Annotated in this window: 21 protein-coding genes and 1 pseudogene; 10 read left to right on the forward strand and 12 right to left on the reverse strand. The window is 71.1% G+C overall.

Annotated features, from left to right (window positions below):
• Nucleotides 1-70: 70 nt before the first annotated feature.
• Both OM076_RS10980 and OM076_RS10985 read right to left on the reverse strand, forming a co-directional pair.
• The gene (locus OM076_RS10980; RefSeq protein ID WP_270039863.1) at nucleotides 71-2,860 is read right to left on the reverse strand and encodes an SBBP repeat-containing protein; all 2,790 of its coding nucleotides are present in this window, start codon (nucleotides 2,858-2,860) and stop codon (nucleotides 71-73) included.
• 128 nt (nucleotides 2,861-2,988) lie between these two features.
• Nucleotides 2,989-3,498, reverse strand: a complete 510-nt coding sequence (locus OM076_RS10985) for a MarR family winged helix-turn-helix transcriptional regulator (protein ID WP_270039865.1) — start codon at nucleotides 3,496-3,498, stop codon at nucleotides 2,989-2,991.
• A gap of 102 nt (nucleotides 3,499-3,600) precedes the next feature.
• Here OM076_RS10985 and OM076_RS10990 point away from each other — a divergent pair, with 102 nt between their 5' ends.
• Nucleotides 3,601-4,584: an NADP-dependent oxidoreductase gene (locus OM076_RS10990; RefSeq protein ID WP_270039866.1), complete on the forward strand. Its 984-nt coding sequence runs from the start codon at nucleotides 3,601-3,603 to the stop codon at nucleotides 4,582-4,584.
• Here OM076_RS10990 and OM076_RS10995 read toward each other — a convergent pair.
• The 3 genes and pseudogenes from OM076_RS10995 to OM076_RS11005 all read right to left on the reverse strand — a co-directional run.
• A complete protein-coding gene (locus OM076_RS10995) occupies nucleotides 4,562-5,626 on the reverse strand; it encodes a class I SAM-dependent methyltransferase (protein ID WP_270039868.1) in 1,065 nt (354 codons plus the stop codon). The genes OM076_RS10990 and OM076_RS10995 overlap by 23 nt on opposite strands.
• Before the next feature lie 61 nt (nucleotides 5,627-5,687).
• Entirely contained in the window at nucleotides 5,688-7,619 is a 1,932-nt protein-coding gene (locus OM076_RS11000; RefSeq protein ID WP_270039869.1) for a winged helix-turn-helix domain-containing protein, read from the reverse strand.
• Nucleotides 7,620-7,697: 78 nt separating this feature from the next.
• Nucleotides 7,698-7,943, reverse strand: a pseudogene (locus OM076_RS11005) (CHAT domain-containing protein); the annotation flags it as partial.
• A gap of 522 nt (nucleotides 7,944-8,465) precedes the next feature.
• On the opposite strand from OM076_RS11005, the gene OM076_RS11010 reads away from it, so the two are divergent.
• Nucleotides 8,466-8,717 carry a hypothetical protein gene (locus OM076_RS11010; protein ID WP_270039871.1) on the forward strand — a complete coding sequence of 84 codons (252 nt, stop codon included), beginning with the start codon at nucleotides 8,466-8,468 and terminating at the stop codon, nucleotides 8,715-8,717.
• A 47-nt stretch (nucleotides 8,718-8,764) separates the two neighbouring features.
• On the opposite strand, the gene OM076_RS11015 is transcribed toward OM076_RS11010, so the two are convergent.
• The 3 genes from OM076_RS11015 to OM076_RS11025 form a co-directional block, all read right to left on the reverse strand.
• The gene (locus OM076_RS11015; protein ID WP_270039874.1) at nucleotides 8,765-9,214 is read right to left on the reverse strand and encodes a hypothetical protein; all 450 of its coding nucleotides are present in this window, start codon (nucleotides 9,212-9,214) and stop codon (nucleotides 8,765-8,767) included.
• A gap of 15 nt (nucleotides 9,215-9,229) precedes the next feature.
• Entirely contained in the window at nucleotides 9,230-10,069 is an 840-nt protein-coding gene (locus OM076_RS11020) for a hypothetical protein (RefSeq protein WP_270039875.1), read from the reverse strand.
• A gap of 92 nt (nucleotides 10,070-10,161) precedes the next feature.
• On the reverse strand, nucleotides 10,162-11,091 hold the full coding sequence (locus OM076_RS11025) for a hypothetical protein (RefSeq protein WP_270039877.1): 930 nt from the start codon (nucleotides 11,089-11,091) through the stop codon (nucleotides 10,162-10,164).
• Nucleotides 11,092-11,227: 136 nt separating this feature from the next.
• Here OM076_RS11025 and OM076_RS11030 point away from each other — a divergent pair, with 136 nt between their 5' ends.
• From OM076_RS11030 to OM076_RS11050, 5 genes are all read left to right on the forward strand, one after another.
• Entirely contained in the window at nucleotides 11,228-13,180 is a 1,953-nt protein-coding gene (locus OM076_RS11030) for a hypothetical protein (protein WP_270039879.1), read from the forward strand.
• Between the two features lie 30 nt (nucleotides 13,181-13,210).
• The gene (locus tag OM076_RS11035; RefSeq protein WP_270039881.1) at nucleotides 13,211-14,248 is read left to right on the forward strand and encodes an alpha/beta fold hydrolase; all 1,038 of its coding nucleotides are present in this window, start codon (nucleotides 13,211-13,213) and stop codon (nucleotides 14,246-14,248) included.
• Nucleotides 14,249-14,260: 12 nt separating this feature from the next.
• A complete protein-coding gene (locus OM076_RS11040; RefSeq protein WP_270039882.1) occupies nucleotides 14,261-14,965 on the forward strand; it encodes a class I SAM-dependent methyltransferase in 705 nt (234 codons plus the stop codon).
• Nucleotides 14,966-15,058: 93 nt separating this feature from the next.
• On the forward strand, nucleotides 15,059-15,754 hold the full coding sequence (locus OM076_RS11045) for a response regulator transcription factor (protein ID WP_270039884.1): 696 nt from the start codon (nucleotides 15,059-15,061) through the stop codon (nucleotides 15,752-15,754).
• Nucleotides 15,747-16,832 (forward strand): sensor histidine kinase, encoded by a 1,086-nt coding sequence (locus OM076_RS11050; protein WP_372518026.1) that lies wholly within the window; start codon nucleotides 15,747-15,749, stop codon nucleotides 16,830-16,832. Before OM076_RS11045 ends, OM076_RS11050 begins: the two co-directional genes overlap by 8 nt.
• On the opposite strand, the gene OM076_RS11055 is transcribed toward OM076_RS11050, so the two are convergent.
• Entirely contained in the window at nucleotides 16,833-17,876 is a 1,044-nt protein-coding gene (locus tag OM076_RS11055; RefSeq protein WP_270039887.1) for a tetratricopeptide repeat protein, read from the reverse strand.
• A gap of 337 nt (nucleotides 17,877-18,213) precedes the next feature.
• Here OM076_RS11055 and OM076_RS11060 point away from each other — a divergent pair, with 337 nt between their 5' ends.
• Nucleotides 18,214-20,880, forward strand: coding sequence for a beta strand repeat-containing protein (locus OM076_RS11060; RefSeq protein WP_270039889.1), 2,667 nt, complete (start codon nucleotides 18,214-18,216; stop codon nucleotides 20,878-20,880).
• Between the two features lie 33 nt (nucleotides 20,881-20,913).
• Here OM076_RS11060 and OM076_RS11065 read toward each other — a convergent pair whose 3' ends face one another.
• Nucleotides 20,914-21,921, reverse strand: a complete 1,008-nt coding sequence (locus tag OM076_RS11065; protein WP_270039891.1) for a sugar phosphate isomerase/epimerase family protein — start codon at nucleotides 21,919-21,921, stop codon at nucleotides 20,914-20,916.
• Nucleotides 21,922-22,102: 181 nt separating this feature from the next.
• A complete protein-coding gene (locus OM076_RS11070; protein ID WP_270039892.1) occupies nucleotides 22,103-22,645 on the reverse strand; it encodes a hypothetical protein in 543 nt (180 codons plus the stop codon).
• Between the two features lie 252 nt (nucleotides 22,646-22,897).
• On the opposite strand from OM076_RS11070, the gene OM076_RS11075 reads away from it, so the two are divergent.
• Nucleotides 22,898-23,065 (forward strand): hypothetical protein, encoded by a 168-nt coding sequence (locus tag OM076_RS11075; RefSeq protein WP_270039893.1) that lies wholly within the window; start codon nucleotides 22,898-22,900, stop codon nucleotides 23,063-23,065.
• Nucleotides 23,066-23,072: 7 nt separating this feature from the next.
• Nucleotides 23,073-25,829, forward strand: coding sequence for a helix-turn-helix transcriptional regulator (locus tag OM076_RS11080; protein WP_270039894.1), 2,757 nt, complete (start codon nucleotides 23,073-23,075; stop codon nucleotides 25,827-25,829).
• A gap of 4 nt (nucleotides 25,830-25,833) precedes the next feature.
• Here the strand turns inward: OM076_RS11080 and OM076_RS11085 are convergent, their stop codons facing one another.
• Nucleotides 25,834-26,217, reverse strand: a complete 384-nt coding sequence (locus OM076_RS11085) for a hypothetical protein (protein WP_270039895.1) — start codon at nucleotides 26,215-26,217, stop codon at nucleotides 25,834-25,836.
• Nucleotides 26,218-26,269 lie beyond the last annotated feature (52 nt).

Here is a 26,269-nt window from a genome sequence, read left to right on the forward strand (position 1 = left end):
GCCGGTCCTGTCGGGCCGGCGCCCGGTCCACGGCGAGCGGTTGGCGAAATGCACCGTGCGCGATGCGTCGTCAGCGCCGCACGACCTTGACCTGCTTCCAGCGGGACGCGTTGCCCGCGCCGTCGGTGACGCGGACGGTCAGCTTCCGCGGCGAGCCCTTGAGGCGGAGCCTGCGCTTATAGGCCGCGGCGAAGATCCGCGCGTTGCGGCGTCGCACCTCGACGCGCTTGACGCCCGAGGCGTTGTCGACGGCCTTCAGCGTCAGGGTCAACGCGCCGCGGCGTCCCTTGGCCGGGCCGCGGACGGTCGGTGTGGAGAGCGTCGGCGCCGTCTCGTCGAGGATGATGTCGTCCTGGAAGGTCTGCGACGGGTCGAGGCACGGGCCGCTGAACCGCACGTAGACCGTCTTCGGCAGCCGTTCAGGCCCGGACGAGTCGAGCGCCCACGGGTAGCGGCGGCCGGGTTCGACCTGGCCGCCGAAGGGTCGCTTGAAGCCGCCGTCGTTGGAGATCGACAGCCCGGTGGCGCCGTCCGGCGGGATGATCGTCAACTGCAGCTTGGGGCGCTTGGTGTAGCGCGCGCCGGCGGCGATGCTGACCCCGATCGGCTCGCCGTCGTTGCGGCCGGCGCCGGTGCACGGCTGCGGGGCCGGCGGTGGGGTGACGACGGTGAAGGTCCGCGAGGCGGGCGTGTCGTCCGCGTTGCCGCGGGCGTCGACGGCGCGCACATTGAACGTGTACGCCCCGTCGGCGAGCGGTCCGACGACCTGCGGTGAGCCGCATGGTTGCTCGCTGCCGGACGCGGCTCCGGGCCCGTCGAGCCGGCAGCGGAAGCCGGCGCTCGCGTCGTCGGAGGTGAACGAGAACGATGGCGTCGTCGAGTCCGTCTGCCCGCTCGGGCCGTCGGTGATCGTCGTGTCCGGCGGCATCACGTCCAGCTTCATCGCGAAGGCGTCGAAGTCACCGTTGTGGGTGGTGTCGGCGGCGCCCGCGCTCGTGGGGAAGCCCGGTGAGTTCGTGCTGCCGCCGACGTAGAGGCCGCCCCGCCCGTCGAGCGCGACGCCGAAGCCGCCCTCGTTGAGCGAGGAGCCGGCGAACGTCGAGTACGCCAGCCCGGTGCCCGCCGGCGTGAGCTTGGTCACGAAGGTGTCGTCGCCGCCGTTGTAGCCGGTGTCGAACGCGCCGCCGGTGGTCGGGAACCCGGGCGAGTCGGTCACGCCGGTGACGAACGCCTCGCCTTGCCCGTCCACGGTGATCGCGTTCGCGACGTCGGACGCGGCGTCGCCGACGAAGGTCGAGTAGACGAGCCCGTTCCCGGTTGCGTCGAGCTTGGTGACGAAGGCGTCGTCGCCGCCGTTGTGGCCGGTGTCGAATGCGCCTGCGGTCGTCGGGAACCCGGGCGAATCGGTCACGCCCGCGACGAACGCGGTGCCCTGTGCGTCGACCGCGATCGCGCGGCCGTCGTCGCTGCCGGCGCCGCCGAGCAGCGTCGAGTAGCCGAGGGTCCTGCCGACAGGGTCGAGCTTGGTCACGAAGCCATCGAGATCTCCGTTGAAGCCTCTGTCGAACGCGTTCGCGCTGGTCGGGAAGGTGGGCGACTCCGTCGACCCGACGACGTACGCGCTGCCTTGGCCGTCGACCGCGATCCCGAAGCCGTCCTCCGCCTCGGAGGCGCCGAGGAACGTGGAGTAGGCGAGCCCCGAGCCGGACGCGTTGAGCTTGGTCACGAAGGCGTCGAGGCTGCCGTTGTGGGTCGAGTCGAACACGTTCGCCGTGGTCGGGAACCCCGGCGATTGCGTGTCGCCCGTGACGTACGCGTTGCGCTGGGCGTCGACGACGATCCCGTTGCTCTCGTCCGCGTTCGCGCTGCCGAGGAAGGTCGAGTACTCGAGCCCGGTGCCGGCCGGATTGAGCTTGGTCACGAAGGCGTCGAAGCTTCCGTTGTAGGTCTTGTCGAAGGCGTTGGCGGTCGTCGGGTACCCGTCCGAGGTCGTCACTCCCGTCACGTACGCGCTGCCCTGTGCGTCGACCGCGATCCCCACACCGCTGTCGACCGCGTCACCCCCGAGGAAGGTCGAGTACTCGAGCCCCGTGCCCGACGGGTTGAGCTTGGTGACGTAGACGTCGCCGCTGCCGTTGTGGAGCGAGTCGAAGACGCCGGCGGTCGTCGGGAACGCCGTCGAGAACGTCTCGCCCGTGATGTAGGCGCTGCCCTGGGCATCGACCGCGACGTCGTTGCCCGCGTCGAAGCCCGCGCCGCCGAGCAGCGTCGAGAACTCCACCGCGGACTCGATCCGCAGCGCCCGCGCGCGATCGCGACCGGGCAGGCGATCCGCCCCTTCCCACGCGAGCTTGATCTTCCTCGCGTCGGCGCCCGGAGCCACGCGGAGCCGGTACGTCAGGCGCGCGTTCGTGCCGCGGAAGGTCACGGCCACTCCGGGCCACAGTCCGCGATAGGTGATCGCCCCGTAGCTCGGGAGGCCGGCCTGCTGGGCGTCACGCCCCTTCCCGAAGTAGCTCACGACCGCGGCCGAACGCCGCGACGCGACGATCCGCGGCTTCCGGTTCGCATGCCTGAACGGCAGCTTGAGGGCCACCGCCCGCCGGGACCCGGAGACCACCATCGTCACGCCGCGGTCCGTGAAGAAGAAGGTCGTGCCACCGCTCTGCGCGATGTAGCGCACCCGCGCATCCGACTGTCCCGCGTTCGGCACGAACCCGAGTGGCAGCGCGCCGTAGCTCGTCAGCACGTGTGCGCGCGACGGCTCCCGCGCCGTTGCCGGTTCGGCGCCGGCCGCAAGGCACGCGGCCACCGCGAACAGCCCCGCCGCCTGCCACACGCGTCTCCTCCGTTCGCCCATTGGGCGAGTCTCGCCCGCCGCTATCCGCTACGGCAAAGTTGAGCGCTCAGTCATCGCGTTTATGGCATGTATGCAGCGCTTTCGAGCTGGAGGTTAGGAACGCACCACGCGTTCATAGGGTCCCGCGCCTACCCGCCGCCGCCTTTGCGGCGGCGCGGCGCGGCTGAGCGGGGCGGCGTCGAGCGCATGTGGTCGCGCACCGGCGCCAGCACGCCGGCGAGGGTCTCGACGTCGTCGCGTGAGAGCGGCTCGAAGAGCAGGTTGCTGACGATCTCGATGTGGCCGGGGAACACCTCTGCCAGTCGCGCGCGGCCTGCATCGGTGATGGTGACCGTGATGCCCCGCTCGTCGTCGGAGGCGGGGCCGCGCGTGACCAGACCTGCCTTCTCGAGCAGCCCTGCCTGGTAGGTCAGGGCGCTGCGGCTGTAGACGACCCCGTCGGCGAGGTCGGTCATGCGGTGAGACCCCGTCGGTGCGTCGCCGAGACGCGCCAGGAGCTGGAATTGGACGTAGCTGAGGTTGCCGGCCTCGCGCAGCTGCTGCTCGATCGCGTGCCGAAGCAGGCTCGTCACTTCGATCAGCGCGAAGTAGGCGCCGAGCTGGACGGCGTCGAGGGACGGCGGCGGCGGGTCGGGCATGACCGGAAGTCTACTTGCTTCAAATTCGAAGCAGTGCTACGGTGGACACCAGGTGCTTCAAATTTGAAGCACATCGGCACTTCAGCGAAAGCGAGGCTCCCAATGAAGGCAATGCGATTCCACGAGTACGGCGACTCCGGCGTCCTCCGCTACGAGGACGTGGACCTGCCCGCCCCGAGCGCCGGGGAGGTGCGGCTGCGCGTCGCCGCGACGGCGTTCAACCCCGTCGACGACGGCATCCGCGGGGGCTACCTGCGCGACGCCTTCCCGGTGACGCTGCCGCACATCCCCGGCATCGACGTCGCCGGCACGGTCGACGCGATCGGCGAGGGCGTGGATGGCTTGGAGCTCGGTGACGCGGTTATCGGGTTCCTGCCGATGACGGCGAATGGCGCGGCCGCGGAGTACGTCGTCGCGCCGGCCGAGATCCTGACGCCGGCGCCGTCGAGCATCCCGCTGGGCGACGCCGCCGCCCTGCCGTCGGTGGGCCTCACCGCACAGCAGGCGCTGTTCGAGCTCGGCAAGCTCGCGGCCGGCCAGCGGGTGCTGATCAATGGCGCGGGCGGAGCGGTCGGCGGCTACGCCGTGCAACTCGCCAAGCGGGCCGGGGCCCACGTGATCGCCACGGCCAGCCCGCGCAGCAGCGAGAGCGTCAGGACCGCGGGCGCGGACGAGGTCATCGACCACACGGCGACCGACGTGGCCGCGGCGGTGACCGAGCCGGTCGACGTGCTGCTCAACCTCGCGCCGATCGAGCCGGCCCAGCTGACGGCATTGGCCGCCCTGGTCCGCTCGGGCGGCGTCGTCGTGAACACCACCGTGTGGATGCCCGCGCCCGCCGACGAGGAGCGCGGAGTGCGCGGCATCAACGTCTACGTCCGCAGCGACGCCGAACAGCTGTCGCGGCTCGTGGCCCTGATCGACCGCGGCGAGTTGCGCGTCGCCGTCGCCCAGCGGGTGCCGCTGGCTGAGCTGCCGACGGTCCACGCCAGTGCGGCCGCGGGCGCTCTGCCCGGCAAGGTCATCGTCGTTCCGGCCGCCGCGACCTCCACACGAGGCGTCGCTACGGCCGGGCCTCGAGGATGAGGTTGAGCGGGGTCTCCGCGGCCCGGCGGACGTGCGTGAAGCCGCCGGCGCGCAGGACCTCGGTCAGGCGGGCTTCGCCGGCCTGGGTGCCGAGCGCGACGCCGCCCGGCTGTGCCAGCGCACCGGGCGTGCAGACGAGCGTCGACATCCCGTAGTAGAAGCGGCCGACGGGGTTGAGGTTTTCCTCGATGCGGTCACCCGCGTACGGTTCGACGATCAGCGCCGTGCCGTCCGCGGCGAGCGCCGCGCGCGAGTGCCGTGCAGCGCCGGCCGGGTCGCCCATGTCGTGGAGCGCGTCGAAGAAGCAGACGAGGTCGTAGTCCTCGCCCGGGTAGTCGTGGGCCGCGGCGAGCGTGAAGCGCACGCGGTCGTCCACCCCGGCTTCGGCGGCGCGCCGCCGCGCCGTGTCGATCGAGGCGGCGTGGGTGTCGAAGCCGTCGAAGGTCGACGCCGGGAACGCCTGGGCCATGAGGATCGCCGAGGCGCCGTGGCCGCAGCCGACGTCGGCGACTCGCGCGCCGCGCTCGAGCTTCTCGACGACGCCGTCGAGCGCGGGCAGCCATGCCTGCACGAGTTGCGCGCGGTAGTTGGCGGCGAACGCGCGCTCGGTGCCGCAGAACAGCCCGTCATCGTGCTCGTGCCAGCCGACGCCGCCGCCGCTGCGGAATCGCTCCTCGACCCGCGCGCGGCCGTCGATGACGGCGCCGGCGGCGTGGAACATGCCGGCCATCGCGAGGGGGCTCGACTCGTCCGCGAGCACGAACGCGTGCTCGGCGGGGAGCGTGTAGCGGTCGGTCGCCGCGTCGTAGGTCAGGTAGCCGCTGGCGGCCTGGGTGTTGAGCCATTCGCGCACGTAGCGCTCCTGCGTGCTCGTGCGCGCGGCGAGGTCGGCCGCGGAGACGGGCTGGGCGTCGGCCATCGCGCGATAGAGGCCGAGCCGGTCGCCGATGGCGACGAGCGCGGTGTTCAGGGCGGCGCCGACATCGGTGGCGATGAGGCCGACGAAGGCTTCCACGCGGGTCTCGTCAATCGTGAGGGACATGGATCCATCGTCCGGCCGCGCACGGGCCGCTTGCTGAGGAGTTCCTAAGGCCCAGATGAGGTCAGGCGAGGCGCTGGAGCCGGTAGCCGACGCCGCGCACCGTTTCCAGCGCGCCGGCGCGCTCGCCGAGCTTGCGCCGCAGCGCACTCACCACGACTTCGACGACGTTCGAGCCGCCTGTCCAGTCATAGCCCCAGACGTCTCGCAGCAGCGCTTCGCGCTCGACGGCGCGCCCCTCATGTTCCTGCAGGTAGCGCAGGACGTCGAACTCGAGCCGGGTCAGGTCGACGTCGCGGCCGTCGAGCACCAGCCGGCGACGGGCCGCGTCCAGCACGCCGTCCTCGGCCGCCTGGAGCTCGCGCCCGACCACGTCGCCGAGCCAGCCGTCGACGGACGCCGGTCCCATGTCGTTGAGCAAGATCACGACCCCGACGCCGTCGACGACCAGCGGGTCGTCGGCGAGCGGTGCGAAGCCGAGCGGCGCGAGCGCGGGCGCCAGCGTGGCGACGTCCGTCGCGGCGATGTAGACGCGCCGCAGGGCCGGGCGCAGCTCGAGGTAGTCGCGCTTGATGTCGAGCCACAACGCGGCCGACGCGACCGACGGCGACGTCCCGCTCTCGCGCGAGAGTTCGTGCCGCACGTGCAGGGCGCGCTGACCGCGCGGCATGGGAGCGAGGCGGCGGTGCTCACGCCACGCGGCCGCGACCGGGTCGCCCGTCAGCAGGGCGCCGCTGACGTCCTCGAGCTCGAAGATCGACGCGAACGCCGCGACGGCGCCGTCGGAGTCGCGGCTCACACGGAACGTGCCGGGCGCCGCGGCCCAGTAGGCGAGCAGCCGCTCCGCCGCCGCGGGCGGCAGGTGCGCGGCGGCGATCGACGCGATCGTGTCGCCGTCGTCGCCGCGAGCCGGCTCCACCACGTAGCGCTCGGCGCCCGAAGGGAAGAACGCGTCGCGCACGACCGGGTGCTCCACGAAGTGCAGCATGTCGGCCGTGTAGCGCCAGAAGTCGGCCGGCGCGGCGTCGCGCAACTCGCGGCGCAACTGCCGCCACGCGGCGACGCGATGGTGGCGATATGTCACCGGGTCGGTCGCTCGCAGCAGCGCGGCGGTCGCCTCGCGCACCGCGTCGTCGACGAGCAGGCCGTCGGGGCCGACCTCCGCGAACGGCAGCGCCTGCAGCGCCGCGAAGGCTTCGGTGGGCGGCTGGTCGGGCACCATGGCGGCGAGCAGGGGGATGGTCGCCCGCCGAACCACGCACGCGGCCTCGAGCGCTCGCCGTGTCCGCGAGTCGAGCCCCTCCAGGTAGCGGCCCGCCAACTCTTCGAGCGCGGGCGTCATCGTGCCGCCGTCCGGCTGCGCGGCGGCCGCCAGTTGCAGCGCCATCGGGTGCCCCCGGACGACGCGATCGATCGCGTCGGCGCGCGCGCCGTCCGCGATCCCGGCGCGAGCGAGCAGCTTCCGTGCCGCATCGCGCTCGAGGTTCCCAAGCCGCAGCAGCCGCACGTGATCGCCGAACTCCCGCGTCCATGCGATGGGGACGTCGCGGCCGGCGAGCACGAGGCGAACGCTGGCCGGCAGCGCGGGCACGAGCACGACGCGCATCCAGAAGTCCAGCAGCGGCAAGCGCTCGTAGGCGTCGACCAGCAGCACGACCCGCCCGGGCAGCGCCGCGAGCGCGGCCGCTGCCTCGCCCACGGAATGCAGGTGCTCGCCCAGCGCGGTCCCAAGCGCGTTCAGGAAGCCAAGCTCGGTCGGCTCGATGGCACGGCCGTCGAGCAGCACCGCCGTCGCGCCATGCGCGCGGGCATCGTGAACGGCGGCTCGCAGCAGCGCGGACTTCCCAACTCCGGCGATGCCGTGCACGATCGCCACCAGCGGCTGCTGGTCTTCCGCGAGCGCCACGAGCGCCGCCCGCTCGCGATCGCGCCCCGGCAGGTCCGCGGCGCGTGCGTCGAGCAGCGTCCGGAGCGTCGGGGTCGTGCCCTCGGACATCGCCAGCGAGCCTACGGATTCCTTCCCGGCGCGTCCACGGTCGGTCAAGCCCCGGGACGTGGTGGAGGAGATCGTCGGCTATCGGGCCGACCCGGCGAAGTCGAAGAGCATGCCGTCGGAGGCGCGGGAAATGATCACCGGCGTCGCCCACTCGCTCTCGTTCGGCATGAAGAAGATCGAACGCCGGGCATCGACGACGGCGCCATCGATCGAGCCGCGATCGGCAAGGGCGCGGTAGAAGTCGTCGGCGAAGCGAATCGCCCCGGTGTCCGTGATGGAGAACTGCATGGCGATCGCTGCCGGGAGTCCTCGGGCGACGAGCGCGGCGCCGACGTCGTCAGCGAGTCCTCCGGCGCGGCTCGCCCACCCTCACAGGCGTTGAGAATGGCCAGCCGCAACCCTGAGTGGGGAGCGAGCAACGCGCCAAGCTCGAACCCGCTCACCAGCCGGGGCGTGCCGTTGGGGCTTTCGAACACCAGGTAGGTCAGGTTGTCGCGCTCGACGTGGCGGCCATGACCGATGAAGTGCCAGACGTGGAACGGGCGGCCGGCGTTCTCGGCGGCGTAGAGCATCGCGGCGAGCGTCGAGATCCGAACGGACTCGAGGCCGCCGCACCCGGGTGGTCTCCCGATCCGCGTCGGTTCGCGCTCGAGGTCGCCGAGGCGAAGATCGCGGAGCGCGAAGACGGAGCAACCGCTCCCGCCCGCGGCACGGCGCTGGAGGGCCCGGCGCCGGCCCGGCCAACTGGTGCTACGTCCCGGCCCAGCTCACTGCGCTTGGCGAGCCCACGCGCGTGAACCCGTTCGCGCGCCGGCCACACGACTCCCGCTACGACCGACCGTCTGGGTGACGTACCGTGTCCCGCACCTGCGACATGCGCAACTCGTCGAGACCTTTCGCGAATCCCGCGAGCCCTCGAGTTCCGCCAGGCTGCTCGGCTCCCCATTCGACCTGTGGATACACCGCGGATACCGCCACTATGCGGCGGGCGACCTCCTGATCAAAGGCGGTGCCGGCGACGATCTCATAGCCGGCGTGGCGGCTGCGATGACCGCCGGGTTCATGCTCTTCGCGCTGCGGCCGCGACCGCTTTCGTAGTAGGCCATTGCCCGCACGAGAGTGAATCGCTCGCGGGACATCATCGGCTACGGGTCGTGACGTGAAAGCCGCATCTGGTACTCCGCCCGCTCGAGCGCCGACCATTGCACCTGGTTGATCAGGACGGACTCTGTCTCGCGAAGTGTCGCAATCGCCTCGCGCAGGACGTACCGCTCGCGCCTGATCTGCATTCTCCACGACCGAACGATAAATCGCTCTACGAAGTACAAAGCGAATCCGGCAGCGTATGCAATCGTTGCGCTCGAGAGCCACGCGTACCACGGCGACTGGCCGTCCAGCAAAGTCCACACCACGACCAGCGCGACGACGAGGCCCGCAACGACACCGGCCTCGGCCGCCCGAGTTAGCCCGAGCCTTCGCATCGCGAAATCACGTGAGGCCTGCAGTTCGTCCGCCAGGTCCAGGAGGCGCCGCAGAGTCGCTCCGGTCTCCGGTCCCGATCTCGATGACGGTGCGTTCCCGCTTTCGGCTTGCATCGGCAACGTCGAAGCTCAGTCATATGCCGACGCGTGAGCCTGCAGACTCCGCGACAGTTGATACACGAGCACGTCGCGCTGGCCGACGTTGAGTGTCGACGGGATCTGTTGTGATCCCCACGTGAAGGATTCCAGCCAGTTGCAGGCGGGGAGCGTCGTCCAATGAAAGTTATCCGAGCCGATGTGCTCAGTGAGTTGGTCGAGTTCTTCCCGAAATGGCGAAGACGCTGCCGTGTAGGAATCTCGGGCGGCCGCGAGCTGCTCAGGCTCGGCGAACAAGTCGACTTTGTTCACCGCAACGATCATCCACATCGGACGCCTGTGTTTCTGCCACGAGCGCCGGATCTCCACGCCGGTGCGTTGCAAGTCCTTGACTTCCTCCGCCATTTGCCAGCTTCGGAATTTGTCGAGTGTGTCCGCTCCCGCTTGCTGGAGAACTGCGGGCGACCACTCGCCGCGCGTTTTCGTGTACCCGTTGCTGACGACGTGTAGAACCCCTGCTACCGGGGTCTTACCCTCAAAGACCTTGTTCATCGCGTCGGCGCGAACCGGTGTCTGCTGGCCGGGGAAGGCGGTGACAACGAGGGTCCTGGCGCCCTTGACCTTTGCCTTCTCGGGCCTGTCGGACTTGCCAGGAGGGACGTAACCTGCGCGATACGCCTGTCCGGAAACGTGTTCCAGCAGGACGGTCTTCCCGACCGCAGGCATCCCAGTTACCGCGAGAATTGCCTTCTTGCTGCCGAAGAGCTTGAGAAACTTGCCCCAAAAATCCTTGATCTGATCCTGGTTCTTATACATCGCAAGCGATGCATTGACCGCAGGGAGTATCCAGGGCTCAAGACCAGTGGGCGTCACAGCGAGCGTCTCCTCATATCCCGGATACTAAGGGCTTGGGGCACCGCTCGCGCGGCGGCGCGCATGCTTGCAGCGAACTGCTTCGAGGCGCGTCAAATTCGGCGTCCCCCGACCACCGATGAATCGGTCGCGTGGACGACGACGGGTTCGACGCCGGATGCATTGCAGATCGTCCACTCGCCGGTGTCGGGGGAGTGGACATTGGCCGGCAGGCCCGTGGTCGAGAGGACCAGCGCACGCGCCGTCGACGTGCCGCGGTTGAGCAGCCGGCGTGCACCGGCTGGGCCTTCTGGAAGGCAGAGAAGATCGCCGGGCTCTAGCTGATCCTCGCCGTGTGGGTGGCGCAGGCCGAGCGTGCCGGCCAGGACCAGCAACCACTCCTCGCGCCCATAGACGTAGTGATACGGCTCAGAGCCTTCGCCCGCAGCCAGTTCCACCACCGTCGCCTCCAACCGCTCGGCGCCCAACACTCCTCCGAGCTGTGTCCGGGCGTTCAGGGCGAAGAGGTTCACGGCCGGCCGCGGCGGCGAACTCCTGGGCTCGCGAACGATCTCCACCGGCTCGGACGATCCCGTCGTTCCTTCGCCGTGCCAGTAGCCGACCGCGCTGCTACGGAGCAAGATGCCGCCCGGGCCGCTCACCTTGTCCGAGTCGGGATAGACGCTCAACCACGGGCCGTGGCGCTGACCGGTGGCGAAGATCACGAACCGGCCTGGCCCCATCACGGCGTGGGCCCCGAGGTGGCCGGACGGGAAGCAGATGAGGTCGCCCGGCGTCAGCGTCCGGTGCCCGGCGGGCTCGCGCAGCACCGGGGTGCCGGCGATCGCGTAGAGCCATTCCTCGACTCCGTGGTGGTAGTGGTACGGCCAGATCGGTGTGCCGGCCTCGGCGTCATAGACGGCGGCGCCGATTCGCTGAGCGCCCAGCCGCTCTCCCAGCGAGGCCGCGACATGACGGAAGCCCGCCTCGTCGAGAGCCTCGTCCAACGCGACGCTGACGATGTTCACCTGCTTGACGCCCACGCGCAGACCTTGGCACGTCAGCTCAGGCGACCTGCTCGACGACGGCGCGCAGCAGCGCCACCGCCGGCTGAGCGAGGGGAGATTAGACGGATGTTTGCTTCTCGCTGAGTGCGTCTTGATTTAGTTTGCGGCCGCCATGCGCCGACTCCTTCTCCTTGCTCTGCTCCTGCTCGCGTTCCCGGCGAGCGCGTCTGCCGCACTCGATGAGACTCCGCCGATCGAGGTCGGCGGCGCGCGCTCGGACTGCGTGCAGGTGATGGGTGCCGCGGGTGAGGTGCTTGCCGCGACGAAGACGGGTCCACGGTTGTTCGGGGCTACGCGCGAGGGCTTCAAAGCCGCGGCCGCGCCGGTGTTCAGCGGGCCGGACGTCACGGAATGCGCGGCGGCGTCGACCGCGGCGAGCGGCGCCGGCGTGATCGCGTGCTGCCAATACGGGTACGAGCCGGCGGCCGCGGTCCGCGAGCCGGGCGGGGCGTGGGGCGAGCCCTCCGAGTTGACCGACGACGATGGCGGCGACGTCCGGGCGCTCACGACGGCCGTGTCCGAGCGCGGGGACGCGATCGTCCTGTTCGCGCGGGCGCGTGGCAATCAGCTGCGCCTGTCCGCGGTGCGCCGGGCGCCCGGCGCGACGTTCGGTGCGCCGGAGCTCGTGGCCGGTCCGTTCCGACTCGGGTTCGACCTGTCCGTACCGACTCTCGAGTCCTTCCAGGCGGCCATGACCGCCGACGGTGAGACGGTCGTGCTGTACGAGTTGCCGGAGGGCGAGCACGCGGGGCCGCGGCGCAACACCGTCGACGTGATGGTCGTGACCGCTCCGCCCGGTGGGCGTTTCAGCGCGCCGCAAAAGCTGGCCGCGATGCCGCGACTCTCGCACGCCTCGCTCGCGGTCGCCCCCGACGGCCACGCGCTGATCTCACTGACCGACGCGACGTCGATTCGCGCCGCCGAGCGCGCCCCGGGTCAATCGTTCGGGGAGCCGGTGCGGGTGGCCGAGCTCACCGATCCGGTCGGCGCGGGCACGAGCGTCGCGCTGGACGCCGCTGGGCGCGCCGCGATCGCATGGAGCGGCGTCGCGTTCGGCGGAGTGACGGCAGTCACGCGCGCACCGTCGGGCGCGTTCACTTCGCCGGTCGCGCTCGCGCCCGCGGTGCGCCGCCTGCCGGTTGACGTCGCCCTCGTGATGGACGGCGGTCTCAGCTACGAGATCCCCGCGGGCGGCTGGTACTTCGGCGGCGCGGACGTCCACACCGGGCTCGACGCGGGCGGCGCCTGGGTCTCCTGGGAGTCTCCACAAACCTCCGCGGGCTTCCGCTACGACGCCGCGGCCCTCGCCACGCTCCCGTTCGACGGCTCACGCGCTACGACGCAGACGGTCGGCGGGCAGATCGCCGATGCCCGCAAGGTCACCCGCGTCACGCTGACCGACGGCGCACCGGCACTGATGTGGCTCGATGACCGGGATCGCCTGCGACTCGCCGTCGAGGGCGCCGAGACCGCCACCACGCCACTGCCGGAGGTGCAGGTCGGCCGCCCGCTGAAGACCGCGCTCACCAGCCGGGACAAGCTCCGCCTCCCGCTCCGCTGCAGCGGTCCGTGCGAGGTGCGCGGCCGGCTGCTCGGGCACTCGGACTCGGACGCGTCGCTCACGCTCGAACACGGCGGCGAGGGGACGCTCGTCATCGATGCGTACGCGTCACCGATCGCTTCCCGCCGGCCCGGACGGGTCCAGCTCGCGCTGACGTACGGACCGCCCGGCGGCGCACGGTCCGCGACACGGACGTTCTCGCTCCGCCTGTCGCAGCAACGACCGCGATCGCAGACCGTGCCGCGTGCGCACGGCTTGCGGGCGGTCCGCCACGGCAACCGGATCGATGTCTCCTGGACGACTGACGTACGGGTGATGTCCTTCTTCGACGTCTACGGCACCGGGACGCGCTCGAGGTTCGAGCTTCCCGTCGCGCAGACCCGGTTGGCCGACGACAAGCGCAGGCGGCGGTTCACCGCAACAATGCCCGCCGCGGGCGTGCACTACGTGACCCTGATCGGCTGGGCCACGGCACCACGCAAGCTGGTCGTGCCGGTGCGCTGAAGGGGGTGGCGCGCGATATGACATTGCGTGATGGCGCGCGCAGCTGAGATCCGGTTCCTGCCGTTCGGCGATCGGCGCGTCGCGTATGAGCTGAGCGGCACCGGCCCGCCGGTGGTCGCGCCGGCGTGGTGGGTGAGCCACCTGGAGCTCGAACAGCGCGATACGCGCGTCGCGCAGTTCTGGGAGGCGTTGACGGCAGGGTTCACGCTGGTTCGCTACGACCAGCTCGGGGTGGGCCTGTCGGACCGGTCGCTGCATGAGGACGACCTGACGCTCGAGCATGAGGTCGCGCTGTTGGCGGCGCTGGTCGACCACCTCGGGTTCGAGCGGGTGACGTTGCTGGGCGCCTCGGGCGGCGGCGCGGCCGCGATCGCGTTCGCGGCGCGTCAGCCCGAGCGGGTGGAGCAGTTGCTCCTGTACGGCACGTTCGCCGACGGGAACGAGATCACGACGACCGAGGTGCGCCAGGCGATCCTCGCGTCGGTGCGGGCGCATTGGGGCCTCGGCTCGCGGGTGCTCGCGGACATCTTCCTGGGCGACGCCGATCGCGAAGCGCAGGATCGGTTCGCCCGCTTTCAGCGCGAGGCCGCGACCGGGGAGACGGCGGCCGCGCTGCTGGAGCTGGTGTACCGGCTCGACGTCCGAGCCGAGCTGGAGCGCGTTCGCGTGCCGACGCTGGTCGCGCACCGGCGGGGCGATCGCGCGATCCCGTACCGGTTGGGGCGGGAGCTCGCCGCCGCGGTGCCGGACGCGACGTTCGTCCCGCTCGCCGGCAGCGCCCACTTCCCGTGGTTCGACGACGCCGCCTCGGTCGTGCGCGCGCTGCGAACTGCGCTGGCGCCGGAGCGACGGCAGCCGGTCTCGTCGCCGCAAGCCGCGTTGTTCTCTCCGCGAGAGCGGGAGGTGCTCGCGCTCGTCGCGCGCGGGCTCTCCGACAAGGAGATCGCGGAACTGCTCGTGTTGAGCCCGCACACCGTGCACCGCCATGTCGCGAACATCCGCCACAAGCTCGGACGCTCCACGCGGACCGCGGCGGTCGCCGAGGCGGCCAGGCTCGGCCTGCTGTAGCCGAAACCGGCCATGCCCGCGGGATGGCCGGTGTGGGCGATGCGCACCTGCCGTGCGCGACCTAGAGTCGTCGCCATCTCCCCAGATCTCACATCAGGCCGTTGGGCGCGGCTGTTCGCCGCGCTCTATGACCCGGTGCTCGCCCTCGGCGAGCTGACCGGGCTGCGCCGGCAGCGCCGAGCACTCCTCGCCGCCGCGCACGGCCGCGTGGTCGAGCTCGGAGCAGGCACCGGGTTGAACCTGCGCCACTATCCCGACGGGGTCGACGAGCTGCTGCTGGTCGAGCCGGACCCGGCGATGCGCCGGCAGCTGGCGCGGCGCCTGCGGCGCATGCGACGAGCGGCCGAGATCGTCGACGCTCCCGCTGAGCGGCTGCCCTTCAGCGACCACTCGGTCGACACCGTCGTGGCGACGCTGGTGCTCTGTACCGTCGACGACCCGCGGTTGGCGCTGCGGGAGATCACGCGCGTTCTGCGCCCGGGCGGCAAGCTGCTGTTCCTGGAACACGTCCGGGCGCCCACGCCGCGACTCGCCCGCTGGCAGCAACGACTCCACGAGCCGTGGCGGCACTTCGCCTGCGGCTGTCGCTGCGACCGCGCGACGGTGGAGCTGATCCGCGCCTGCGGCTTCGAGTTCGACGAGCTGGCCGGCGCGGTCTGGCGGGCGATGCCTCCGATCGTCCGCCCGCTGGCGATCGGCCACGCGCGCCCGGCCTAGAGGGCGTCCATCGGGCTCGTCGGCCGCGCCGGCCCCGGCCCGCATGCGGTTTTCGATACGCCGACGATATGCACCAGCGCGTAGCCTCGGAGCGTGCGTGTCTTGCTCGTGGAGGACGAACCCCTCATGGCGGAGGCGATCCGCGCTGGCCTCCGTCTGGAAGCGATCGCGGCAGACATCGCGCTCGACGGCGACGCGGCCTTGGAGCTGCTGAGCGTCAACGCCTACGACATCGCCGTCCTCGACCGGGACATCCCCGGGCCGTCCGGTGACGAGATCGCCAAGCGCATCGTCGCCTCCGGCAGCGGCATGCCGATCCTCATGCTGACCGCCGCCGACCGGCTCGACGACAAGGCCACGGGGTTCGGGCTCGGCGCCGACGATTACCTCACCAAGCCGTTCGAGCTCCGGGAGCTCGTGCTCCGTCTCAGGGCGCTCGATCGCCGGCGCGCCCACAACCGGCCACCCGTGCGAGAGATCGCGGGCCTGCGGCTGGATCCGTTCCGACGCGAGGTCTCTCGCGACGGCCGCTACGTCGCGCTGACCCGCAAGCAGTTCGCCGTGCTCGAAGTGCTCGTCGCTGCCGAAGGCGGCGTCGTCAGCGCTGAAGAGCTCCTCAAACAGGCGTGGGATCAGAACGCCGACCCCTTCACCAACGCCGTGCGCATCACGGTCTCGGCGCTGCGCAAACGCCTCGGCGAACCCTGGATCATCGCCACCGTCGCCGGGGCGGGGTACCGCATCGACACGGCACCCGGCGCCGGACGTGAGGGAGGCGACGGTGGATAGAGCCCCGGGGTTGAGCGTTCGCCTCAAGCTCACCCTCAGCTACGCCGGCTTCGTCATGGTCGCCAGCGCCATGCTGCTCGCCGTCGTGTGGGTGTTCCTCCTGCGCTACGTACCCGACCGCGCGATGGTCTTCGCCCCGGGCCCCTCGATTCCCACCCGCTCCGATCTCCTGCGCGCCTTCGTTCCGAAGGCGGCCATCATGTTGGTGTTCGTGCTCGTGTTCGGCCTGCTGGGTGGGTGGCTCCTCGCCGGCCAGATGCTGGCGCCGCTGACCCGCATCACCGACGCCACGCGCATGGCCGCGACCGGATCGCTCGCCCACCGAGTCCGGCTGGAAGGCCGCAGCGATGAGTTCCGCGAGCTCGCCGACGCGTTCGACGCGATGCTCGCGCGCCTCGAGGCACACGTCGCCGAACAGCAGCGGTTCGCCGCGAACGCCTCGCACGAGCTGCGCACGCCGCTGGCGATCACGCAGACCCTGCTCGACGTGGCCCGCAACGATCAGAGCCGCGGCAACGACGAACTGGTCGACCGCCTGCACTTCGTCAATAGCCGAGCGATCGACCTCACCGAGGCGTTGCTCGTGCTCAGCCGCGCCGACCAGCGATCCTTCGTCCGGGAACACGTCGACCTGTCGCTCATCGCCGAAGAAGCCACCGAAACGCTGCTCCCCATCGCAGAAGAACGCGGCATCAACATCGAGACCTCCGGCGACGTGACCCCCACCGTCGGCTCACCTGCGCTCCTGCAGCAACTGGCGACGAACCTCGTGCACAACGCGATCGTCCACAACCTGGCCGGCCAGGGCACCGTGTGGGTCACGACCAGCGTGCACGACAAGAGCGTGGTGCTCGCCGTCGAGAACACCGGCGAGAAGCTCACCCCGCAGTTGGTGTCCACGCTCGCCGAGCCGTTTCAGCGCGGCAGCAAACGCATCCGCACCGACCACGCGGGTGTCGGCCTCGGCCTGGCGATCGTCAAGAGCATCACCCAGGCACACGACGGAACGCTCACCCTCACCCCTCGGGCCACCGGGGGGCTCTGCGTCACCGTGCAACTGCCCGCCCCGTCAGGTTGATCAGAGGAGTGCGAGGAACTCCGGATCGGCCGCGAACGCCGCGAAGTAGCGATGCAGGTTCGCCCTGATCGCACCGATGAACCGCGTTCCGCGTAGGGACTCGACGAGCTCGAATGTCTCAGCGCGGCGGTCAGTCATGGCGCAAACGCAGGCCAGGTTGTACCGAATGTCGTCGCGCTCGTAGTCCCGAGTCGCCCACGACCTCGCGACTCGCAGATCCGCCTCGGCTTCCTCGAGCCGTCCGAGTCGCTTGAACATCGCGCCTCGATAGGAATACAAGCGGGCCAGCAAATTGGCGTCGAGGTCCTGCGGGCGGAGGGCAATGGCGTCGTTGTAGGAACGCAGCGCCGCTGTGTCGCCTTCGGTTCCGGAGCGCGAGTTGGCGTGCGCCACCGCGCGAGAGAACATCGCGTCCCAGTTCGTTGCGTCGACTTGGACGTACCTGTCGAAGTAGTAGGCGGCTTCAGACCACTTCCTGGCCGCCATCAACCCATGGGCTGCCTCGAGGAGCGCCGCGGCCGGCACGGTGTCGCCGCGTTTGGAGCTGGCCTGGTCGAGGCGCTCGACGCGCTCCAGGAGCGATGAGAGCAGGTGACGGATCTCGTCTGCGGCGGGCCCGTCGTCCAACGACCGGCTGGCGGTCGCGAGATCCACCAAGCCCAACCCGCTCGCCGACAGTGAACGGTTCAACCGCCGGGAATCCGCGACGGCGACCAGGGTCCGCACCTGCTGGAAGAGATGCTCGTGGAGCATGGCTTCGAACGCTTCCTGACTCTCATACTCCCAGCAGAGGCCGCCTCTGGTGGCGAGCGTTTCCTTGAAGCTGAGCACTGCCTGAAACTGCGCGAGCTCGTCCGGCTGCGGGAAGAACGGAATCCGGCTGAAGTAGAACATCAGGAGCGGCACGCCGGCCTGCTCCCACAGCGCGTACGCCCGCTCGAACTCCTCGACCGTCCCGGAGTCCGCCCTGTGAGTCGGCGTGCCGAGTCGCTTCCACATCACGCCGACGAACACGTCATACGGCTCGATCTCGACGTTGATCACGTCCTGGGCGTCAGCGCCGAACCCGGGCCAGGCATGCGTCTCCCACCGAACGAGCTCGAGCACGAGGTCCTCGGACCTGCCCAGCGTCCGGTTCAGGCGGTCGACGACGCGTGCCAAGATCTCGCGCTCGGGTGCGACATCGCCGGGCGACGCCGCGAAGACTTGGATCTTTGTGACGTGCTTGGGCAAGAAGTCCCCTCGGCGCGAGGCTACTCCACCGCCGTTCGGTTGACCGGCGAGTGATGAAAGTTCAGGGGTTGTTCCCGATTGTCTGGAGGGGAGCGGCTGCCCTACCGTCGCGGACTCCTCCCCTCGATCACCTGAAAAGGAGACATTGATGTCCCCTTCCGTACTGCGAGGCGCCGCGTTCGGCGTTGGCCTCGCAGCTGCACTGGCCTTCGCCGCTCCCGCGATGGCCTCCTACTCCGCGAACCTCGACGGAACGACGCTCCGGCTCGCCGGTGACGGCGCGTCGGACAAGGTCCTGCTCTTCGCGGACGCGAACACCGTCGTCGCCGATGTCGGCGAGGACGGCACGATCGACTTCAGCTTCGCGCGATCGGCGGTCACGGCAGTCAACGTGACCGCCGGCGGCGGCGACGACGAGGTGCGCATCCAGGGCCTGCTGGATGGCGTGACCGTCGACGGCGGCGCCGGCAACGACACCCTGCTCGGCGGCGCCGCCGCGGACACGCTCGCCGGCGGATCCGGCGACGACTTCATCGACGGCAACCAGGGCGCCGACACGGTCTCCCTCGGCACCGGCAACGACACCTTCCAGTGGGATCCCGGTGACGGGTCCGACGCCGTCGCCGGTGACAGCGGGACCGACACGCTCAACTTCAACGGCTCCAACATCGGCGAGGAGCTGTCGCTCACGGCGAACGGCACGCACGCGCGCTTCCTTCGCAACGTCGCGGCCATCAACATGGACCTGGCGGCGATCGAGCAGGTCAACGTGCGCACGCTCGGCGGCGCGGACACGATGACCGTCGGCGACCTGGCCGGCACCGGGGTGCGCGGCGTCAACACCGACCTGACCGGGTTCGACGGCAACGGCGACGCGGCGGCCGATCGCGTGATCGTCAACGGCACCGACGGTCCTGACCGCGCCACGGTCAGCACGGATGGGACGACGGGCATCGTCAGCGGCCTCTCGGTCGGAGTGCGCGCCACCGGCATGGAGCCGGCGGACACGATGACCGCCGCGCTGCTCGGCGGCGATGACACGGCCACGGCCTCCGCGGCCGCGACCGGCGCCGACCAGGTTGGCGTGGACGGCGGCGAGGGCACCGACACCGCCACGTACAACGGCACGCCCGACGACGACCAGATCGGCATCGCCCGCAACGGCACGAACGTCGCGGCGTTCGCCACCGACGCGCCGATCATGAACGTCGCCGCGGTCGAGAGCCTGCTCGTCAAGGGCAACAACGGCAACGACTCGCTCGTCGGCCAGAACGGCATCGGCACGCTCACGTCGCTTACGGTCGACGGCGGCAACGGTGACGACACCGTGCGCGGCGGCGACGGCGCGGACACGCTCCAGGGCGGGGCCGGCAATGACCTCGTGGACGGCAACATCGGCGTCGACACGGTCCACGGCGGCTCGGGCAACGACCACCTGCAGTGGGATCCGGGCGACGGCTCCGACATCGTCGAGGGCGACGGCGGCACCGACACGCTCGACTTCAACGGGTCCAACGCCGGCGAGAAGATCACGCTGGCGGCGAACGGCCCGCGCGTGACGGTCTTCCGCAACATCGCCAACATCACGCAGGATGTCGACGGCGTCGAGGCGGCCACGATCCGCGCGCTCGGCTCCGCCGATGACGTCACGGTCGGCGACCTCACCGGCACCGACATGCGCAACGTCGCCGTCGACCTCGCCGGGTTCGACGGCAACGGCGACGGCGCGGTCGACCACGTGATCGCCCAGGGCACCGACGGGCCCGACCGCGTCACGCTCGGCTCCGAGGGCGCGACGGCGGTCATCTCCGGCCTCAAGCCGGTCGTGCGGGTGACCGGCGCCGAGGCGCAGGACAGCACCACGGCGGCGCTGCTCGACGGCGACGACACGATCGTCTCCAGCGCCGTGGCCACCGGCGAGGCGCGCGTCGACGCCGACGGCGGCGCCGGCACGGACACCGCGACCTACACCGGCACCGGCGACGACGACCAGATCGGCGTCGCCCGCGACGCCAACAACGTCGTGCGCGCGTTCGCCCCGGGCGCCCCGCTCATGGGCATCACCGCGGTCGAGGAGCTCGTCGTCAAGGGCGGCGAGGCCAACGACACGATCGCCGCTCAGAACGGCATCGGCGCGCTGACGCACCTCACCGAGGACGGCGGCAACGGCGAGGACATCCTGCGCGGCGGCGACGGGGCCGACCTGTTGCTCGGCGGCAACGGCGACGATCTGATCGACGGCAACATCGGTGCCGACACCGCCCGCATGGGTGCCGGAAACGATCACTTCCAGTGGGATCCGGGCGATGGCTCGGACGTCGTGGACGGCCAGTCCGGCCTCGACGTGCAGGACTTCAACGGCTCCAACATCGGCGAGGAGATCACGGTCTCCGCCGCCGCCGACCGGCACGTCACCGTCACCCGCAACGTCGCCAACATCACGATGGACCTCGCCAACGTCGAGGCGTGGTCCGTCCGCGCGCTCGGCGGCGCTGACATCGTCACGATCAACGACCTGTCCGGCACTCCGCTGGACACCGCGACGGTCAACCTCGCCGGCTTCGACGGCGCCGGCGACGCCGCGGGCGACACCGTGATCCTCAACGGCACCGCCAAGGCCGACCACGTCAACCTCACCCGCGAGGGCGACAAGGTCGTCGAGTTCGGTCTCCCGACCGAGACGTTCATCACCGGTTCCGAGAAGGCCAACGACGTCCTCCGTCTCAATACGCTCGCCGGCAACGACGACGTGTTCGTGGCGCCCGATGTCTTCGACCTGCTCAACCCGTTCGTGGACCTCGGCGCCGACTCCTGACGCACGCGAGCTGCGGTCTGGCCCCGCTCGGGGTCAGACCGCGGCTTCCACGCCCAGCTGTCCCATCGGCGTGAGCTTCGACGGCTCGAAGTCGACGCCGCGGATGAAGCGCAGCGCCTCCTGCGCCCCGCTCTCGCGGTCCATCGCCGAGTCCTCCCACTCGATCGACAGCGGGCCTCGGTAGCCGACGCTGCCGAGCGCGCGGATCAACGCCTCGAAGTCGACGTCACCGCGCCCGGCCGAGACGAAGTCCCAACCGCGGCGCGGATCGCCGAAGTTCAGATGGGAGCCCAGGAGGGAACGGCGCCCGTCCAGGCGTCGCAGGGAGTCCTTGATGTGCACGTGGGCGATGTACTCGCCGAACTCCTCGACGAACAGCGCCGAGTCCAGAAACTGCGGGACCATGTGGCTGGGGTCGAAGTTGAGCCGGAAGCCCGGCCGGCGTCCGATGGCGTCGAGCGTGCGCTCGGTCGTGACGAAGTCGTAGGCGATCTCGGTCGGATGGACCTCGAGCGCGAACCGGACGCCCTCCTGCTCGAAGACGTCGATGATCGGGCTCCAGCGCTCGGCGAACTGCTCGTACCCGCGTTCGACGACGTCCCAGTCCGGCGGCGGGAACGCGTACAGGCGATGCCAGATCGCGGAACCGGTGAAGCCGATGACGATGTCGATGCCGAAGGCCGCGGCGGCGCGCGCCGTGTCCTTCATGCGTTCCGTTGCCCGCTCGCGCACGCCTTCGGGATCGCCGTCGCCCCAGACCTCCGCGGGCAGCGAGTTGCGGTGCCGCTCGTCGAGCGGGTCGCACACGGCCTGGCCGACGAGATGGGTCGACACGGCGTGGCACGCAAGGCCGTGGCGGTCCAGGAGCTCGCGCTTGCGTCTCAGGTAGTCGGGCTCGGCGAGCGCACGGTCGACCTCGAAGTGATCGCCCCAGCACGCGAGTTCCAGGCCGTCGAATTCCCAGCCCGCGGCCTTCTCGGCCAAGTCCGCGAGCGCAAGGTCCGCCCACTGGCCCGTGAACAGTGTGATGGGACGACGCATGCGATGCCTCCTGAATCGGCACGGCTACCTAGGAATGGCCGGATCTTGACGCAGATCGGCATCACAGCGTCGTCGCTCACTCCATGCCGCCTAGCGGCGCCGCGCGACTCGTCTCGAGGTGCGCCTGGCGACTCTGCGGGATGCGAACATCATGCCTCCAATCGTTGTGCTTGACCGTGACTCAGGCGGGTTGGTGGCTTGTCTCGAGCGCGTGGAGGTCCTGCGCCTCTTCGCGCGAGATCAGCCCGATCTCGACCAGGTCGAGCGGGCTGATGAAGCCGTCGCTGATGCGGAAGCCGTTCGCGCGGGCGATCGCGTCGCGCAACGGGACTGCCCAGTGATGCTCGAGCAGGATCAGCGCCGCGGCGGAGTCGTTGGGGATGTCCTCGAGGACATCCCACGCTTCGTCGTCGGAGAACACCTCCACCCCGTCGGCCGCCGCCGCGCCACCCGCCTCGGCACCGGCGATCAAGCCCTCCTCGCCTTCGATTCCGAGGCCGACGAGCGCACCGACCTTGGTGCCGAGCTCGATCGCCTCGTCCTTCGAGAGGTTGCTCAGATGCACGACCTCGATCTCTCCCTCTGCGCCCTTGTGCACCGCCAGCGCGTCGATGACGCGCACGGTGTCGCTTTCGCGCAGGCGTTCGAGCTCAGTGATGATCTCGCCATGGAACTCCGGATGGGTGAAACCAAGCACAAGGAGCTGCACTGGTCCGATGGCCATCTCTCTCCCTTCAGCCGCTCAGCCACGCCGTCGACGTGACACATCAAGCGCAGCGTGCCAGCGGATCGCGGTCGCGACGTCATCCGAACCGGATGAACTCTCGGGCGGGACGGCACGGCGGTCACCGGCACATCTCGGTGAACCCGAGACCCGCACCCTAGGTTTTGGCATTTCGCAGCAAACCCTAGGGTCCCCGTCTCGGGTCTGCCGAGATGTACGCATGGCCGCCGCACGCCATGGTCTGCCCTACCGATGAACCGACCCCTCTCGATCCTCCTCGAGGTGCGCATCGACGGCACCGCACCGACCGGGCACGCGTCCCTGGAGGGCGGAGACCCGCACACCTTCTCCGGCTGGGTCGGACTCGTCCGGGCCGTCGAGGAGCTCCTCGACGAGGACCGGGTCAAGAGCACGCCATGATCTACCGGTGCTGCTCGAACGTGACCGGGAGCTTTCCGTGCTGCGCGCGCTCGCCGGAGCGGCGGCGCAGGGCGATGCCGGACTGGCGGTGGTCGAGGGGCCGGCGGGCATCGGCAAGACGCGGCTGCTGAGCGAGGCTCGCCGCGAAGCGAGCGCGGCCGGGGTGCGCGTGCTCAGCGCGCGCGGCGGCGAGCTGGAGCAGGAGCTCGCGTTCGGGGTCGTGCGCCAGCTGTTCGAGGCGACGATCTCGGAGCCGCTGCTGGAGGGCGCCGCCGCGGCGGCGCGCGAGGTCTTCGAGGGGCCCGCGAGCGGCGTGGCGGGCGACGACGCCTCGTTCGCGATCCTTCACGCGCTGTACCGGCTGACCGTCAACCTCGCGGAGCCGGCGCCGCTGCTGCTCGCGGTCGACGACCTCCAGTGGTGCGACGAGCCGTCGCTGCGCTGGCTGAACTATCTCGTCCGCCGGCTGGATGGGTTGCGCGTGACCGTGCTGTGCGGCGTGCGCCCGTTCGAGCACCACACGCACGCGCACCTGCTGGCCGAGCTGACCGGCGATCCGCTCGCGGTCACCCTGCACCCCAAGCCGTTGAGCGAGGCCGCGACCGGGGAATTGCTCGCCGACGGCGCGGATGCGGTGTTCTCGCGAGCGTGCCACGAGGCGACGGGCGGGAATCCGTTGTGGCTCGTCGAGCTGGCGAAGGCCTTGCGCGCCGAGGGCGTGCCGCCCGACGCGGCTCATGTCTCGGCCGTCGAGGCGATCGCTCCGCGGGCGGTCTCGCGCGCCGTGCTCGTGCGGATCGGCCGGTTGAGCCGTGACGCCGCGGCGGTCGCGCGCTCGACGGCCGTCCTGGGCGACGTCGCCGCGCTGGCGCTGGTGGCCGAGCTCGCCGGCCTCGACGACGCCGCCGCCGTGCCGGCCGCAGGCGAACTGGTCGACGCCGAGGTCTTCGCCGACCAGGTGGCGATGACGTTCGTGCATCCACTGATCCGCGCGGCCGTCTACGAGGACATCCCGGTCCACGAGCGCGCGCTCGCGCACGAGCGCGCCGCTCAGCTGCTGCGCGATCGAGGCGTCGACGCGGGGACCGTGGCCACGCAGCTGGTGCTGGCGCCGCCGCGCGGCGAAGCGTGGGTCGTCGACGTGCTGGAGCGGGCGGCGCGAGCCGGCTCGCGCGCGGGCGCCCCCGCGGGCGCCGTGACGTACCTGACCCGCGCGCTCGACGAGCCGCCTCCGAGCGAGCGCCGGGCGGACGTCCTGGTGTCGCTCGGGAGCGCGGAGAACCTGCTGAACGAGACGCGGAGCGAGACGCACCTGCGCGAGGCGCTCGAGCTGACCGACGATCCGACCGCCCGCGGCGCCGCCGCGCTGCAACTGGGCCACACGCTCCTGATGACCCGCCGCGCCGAAGAGGCGGTCGCGCTGGCCCGCCGGACCGCGGACGCGCTTCCGCCTGACGCCGGCGTCCTGCTCGCCGCGCTCGAGGCGCTCCGGCTGACCGGGGCCATCTTCGGCGTCAGCGAGCCGGACACACCCGAGCGCATCGCCCGCCACCGGCGGTTGCCGCTGGCGCCGGGGATCGGGCCGAAGGTCCTCGCGGGCATCGCGGCGCACCAGTGGGCGTACAGCGGCGGCTCGGCGGATGAGTGCGCGCCGCTGGCCCTGGCCGCGCTGGACGGCGGTGACCTGATCGCGGGCGGCCACCTGCTTCCCTCGGTCGCGGCGACGATCGTCGTCGTGCTCGCCGATCGCGCCGAGGCGACCGACGTGTGGGACGCGCTGCTCACCCAGGCGCATGTGAGCGGATCGCTGGGGTTCAAATCGGCGGCGAGCATCTGCCGCGGCTACACGCTCCTGCGCTCCGGCGAGCTGGCCGAGGCCGAGGCGTCGCTGCGCGACGGGATCGAAGAGCTCACCCTCGGAGGTGCGACCAATGGCCGCGTGGAGATCGCCGCCTGGCTGGCGGCCGTCGAGCGCGAACGCGGGAACCTCGCCGCCGCGCGCCGTGAGCTCGAGGCGGTGAGCGACCCCGGCGACCCCTCGCAGGCCGCGCGCTACTGGCTCGACAGCCAGGCCGAGCAGCTGCTGGCGGAGGAGCGCTTCGAGGAGGCGCTGGCCGTCGCCCGCGACGCCGCGCAGCGCTTCGCCGCCATGCACGCGATCGACACGCCCGCGCGCTCGCACGAGGCCCTCGCGCTCCACCATCTCGGGCACCGCGACCAGGCGCTGGCGCTCGCCGCCGAGGAGGTCGCGACGGCGCGGCGCTGGGGCGCGCCGGCGATCATGGCGCGGGCGCTGCGGACCCTGGGGACCGTCGAGCAGGGCGACGGGCTCGCGCACCTGCGTGAGGCCGCGGCGTTGGCGGAACGCTCGCCGGCGCGCCTGGAGCTCGCGAAGGCGCTGGCCGCAGCGGGCGCCGCCCTGCGCGCTGACCGCCGGCCCAGCGAGGCGCGCGAACCGCTGCGCCGGGCGCTCGAACTCGCCGATGCGCTGGGTGCCGGCGCGCTCGCGACCCAGGTGCGCCAGGAGCTGTACGCCGCCGGCGGCCGCCCGCGCACGACGGCCCTCCAAGGCCCCGCCTCACTGACCCCGTCAGAGCGGCGCGTCGCCGAACGCGCCGCGGCCGGCCAGACCAACCGCGCGATCGCCGAGGCGCTGTTCGTGACGCCGAAGACGGTCGAGCTGCACCTCCGCAACGCCTACGGCAAGCTCGGAGCACGCAACCGCCGCGATCTCCCGGCGCTGCTGGAACCCGCGCCAGGCTGAACCGCTAGTCCCGTCGCAGCCGGTTACGGCCCGGGCCTCCGTAGAGGTGATCGCGGCCCGCGCCGCCCTGCAGACGGTCGTCGCCAGGGCCGCCGAGCAGCGTGTCGTCGCCCGGGCCGCCGAGCAACGTGTCGTCCCCGCCCGCGCCATCGATCAGGTCGTTGCCCCCGCCGCCTTCGATGATGTCATCGCCCGCCGTGCCGGTCAGGACGTCGTCGGCCGCGGTGCCGCGAATCACCACGGGAACGCGTGGGAGCTCGGGGCCGAGCGGCGGGGCGGGGCCGATCGGGCTCGGCGGCGCGTCAGGCCCTCCCAGCGGCGGGCCCTGAAAGACCGGCGGAGGCAGCGTGAGCGCGAGCACGACGACGGGGAACGCAGCCCGATTCATCCACCTCTCATGCACGGTCTTCGCGTTGCTCATACAGTCGGGAGGTCACCGG

This window comes from Solirubrobacter ginsenosidimutans (genome assembly GCF_027587205.1).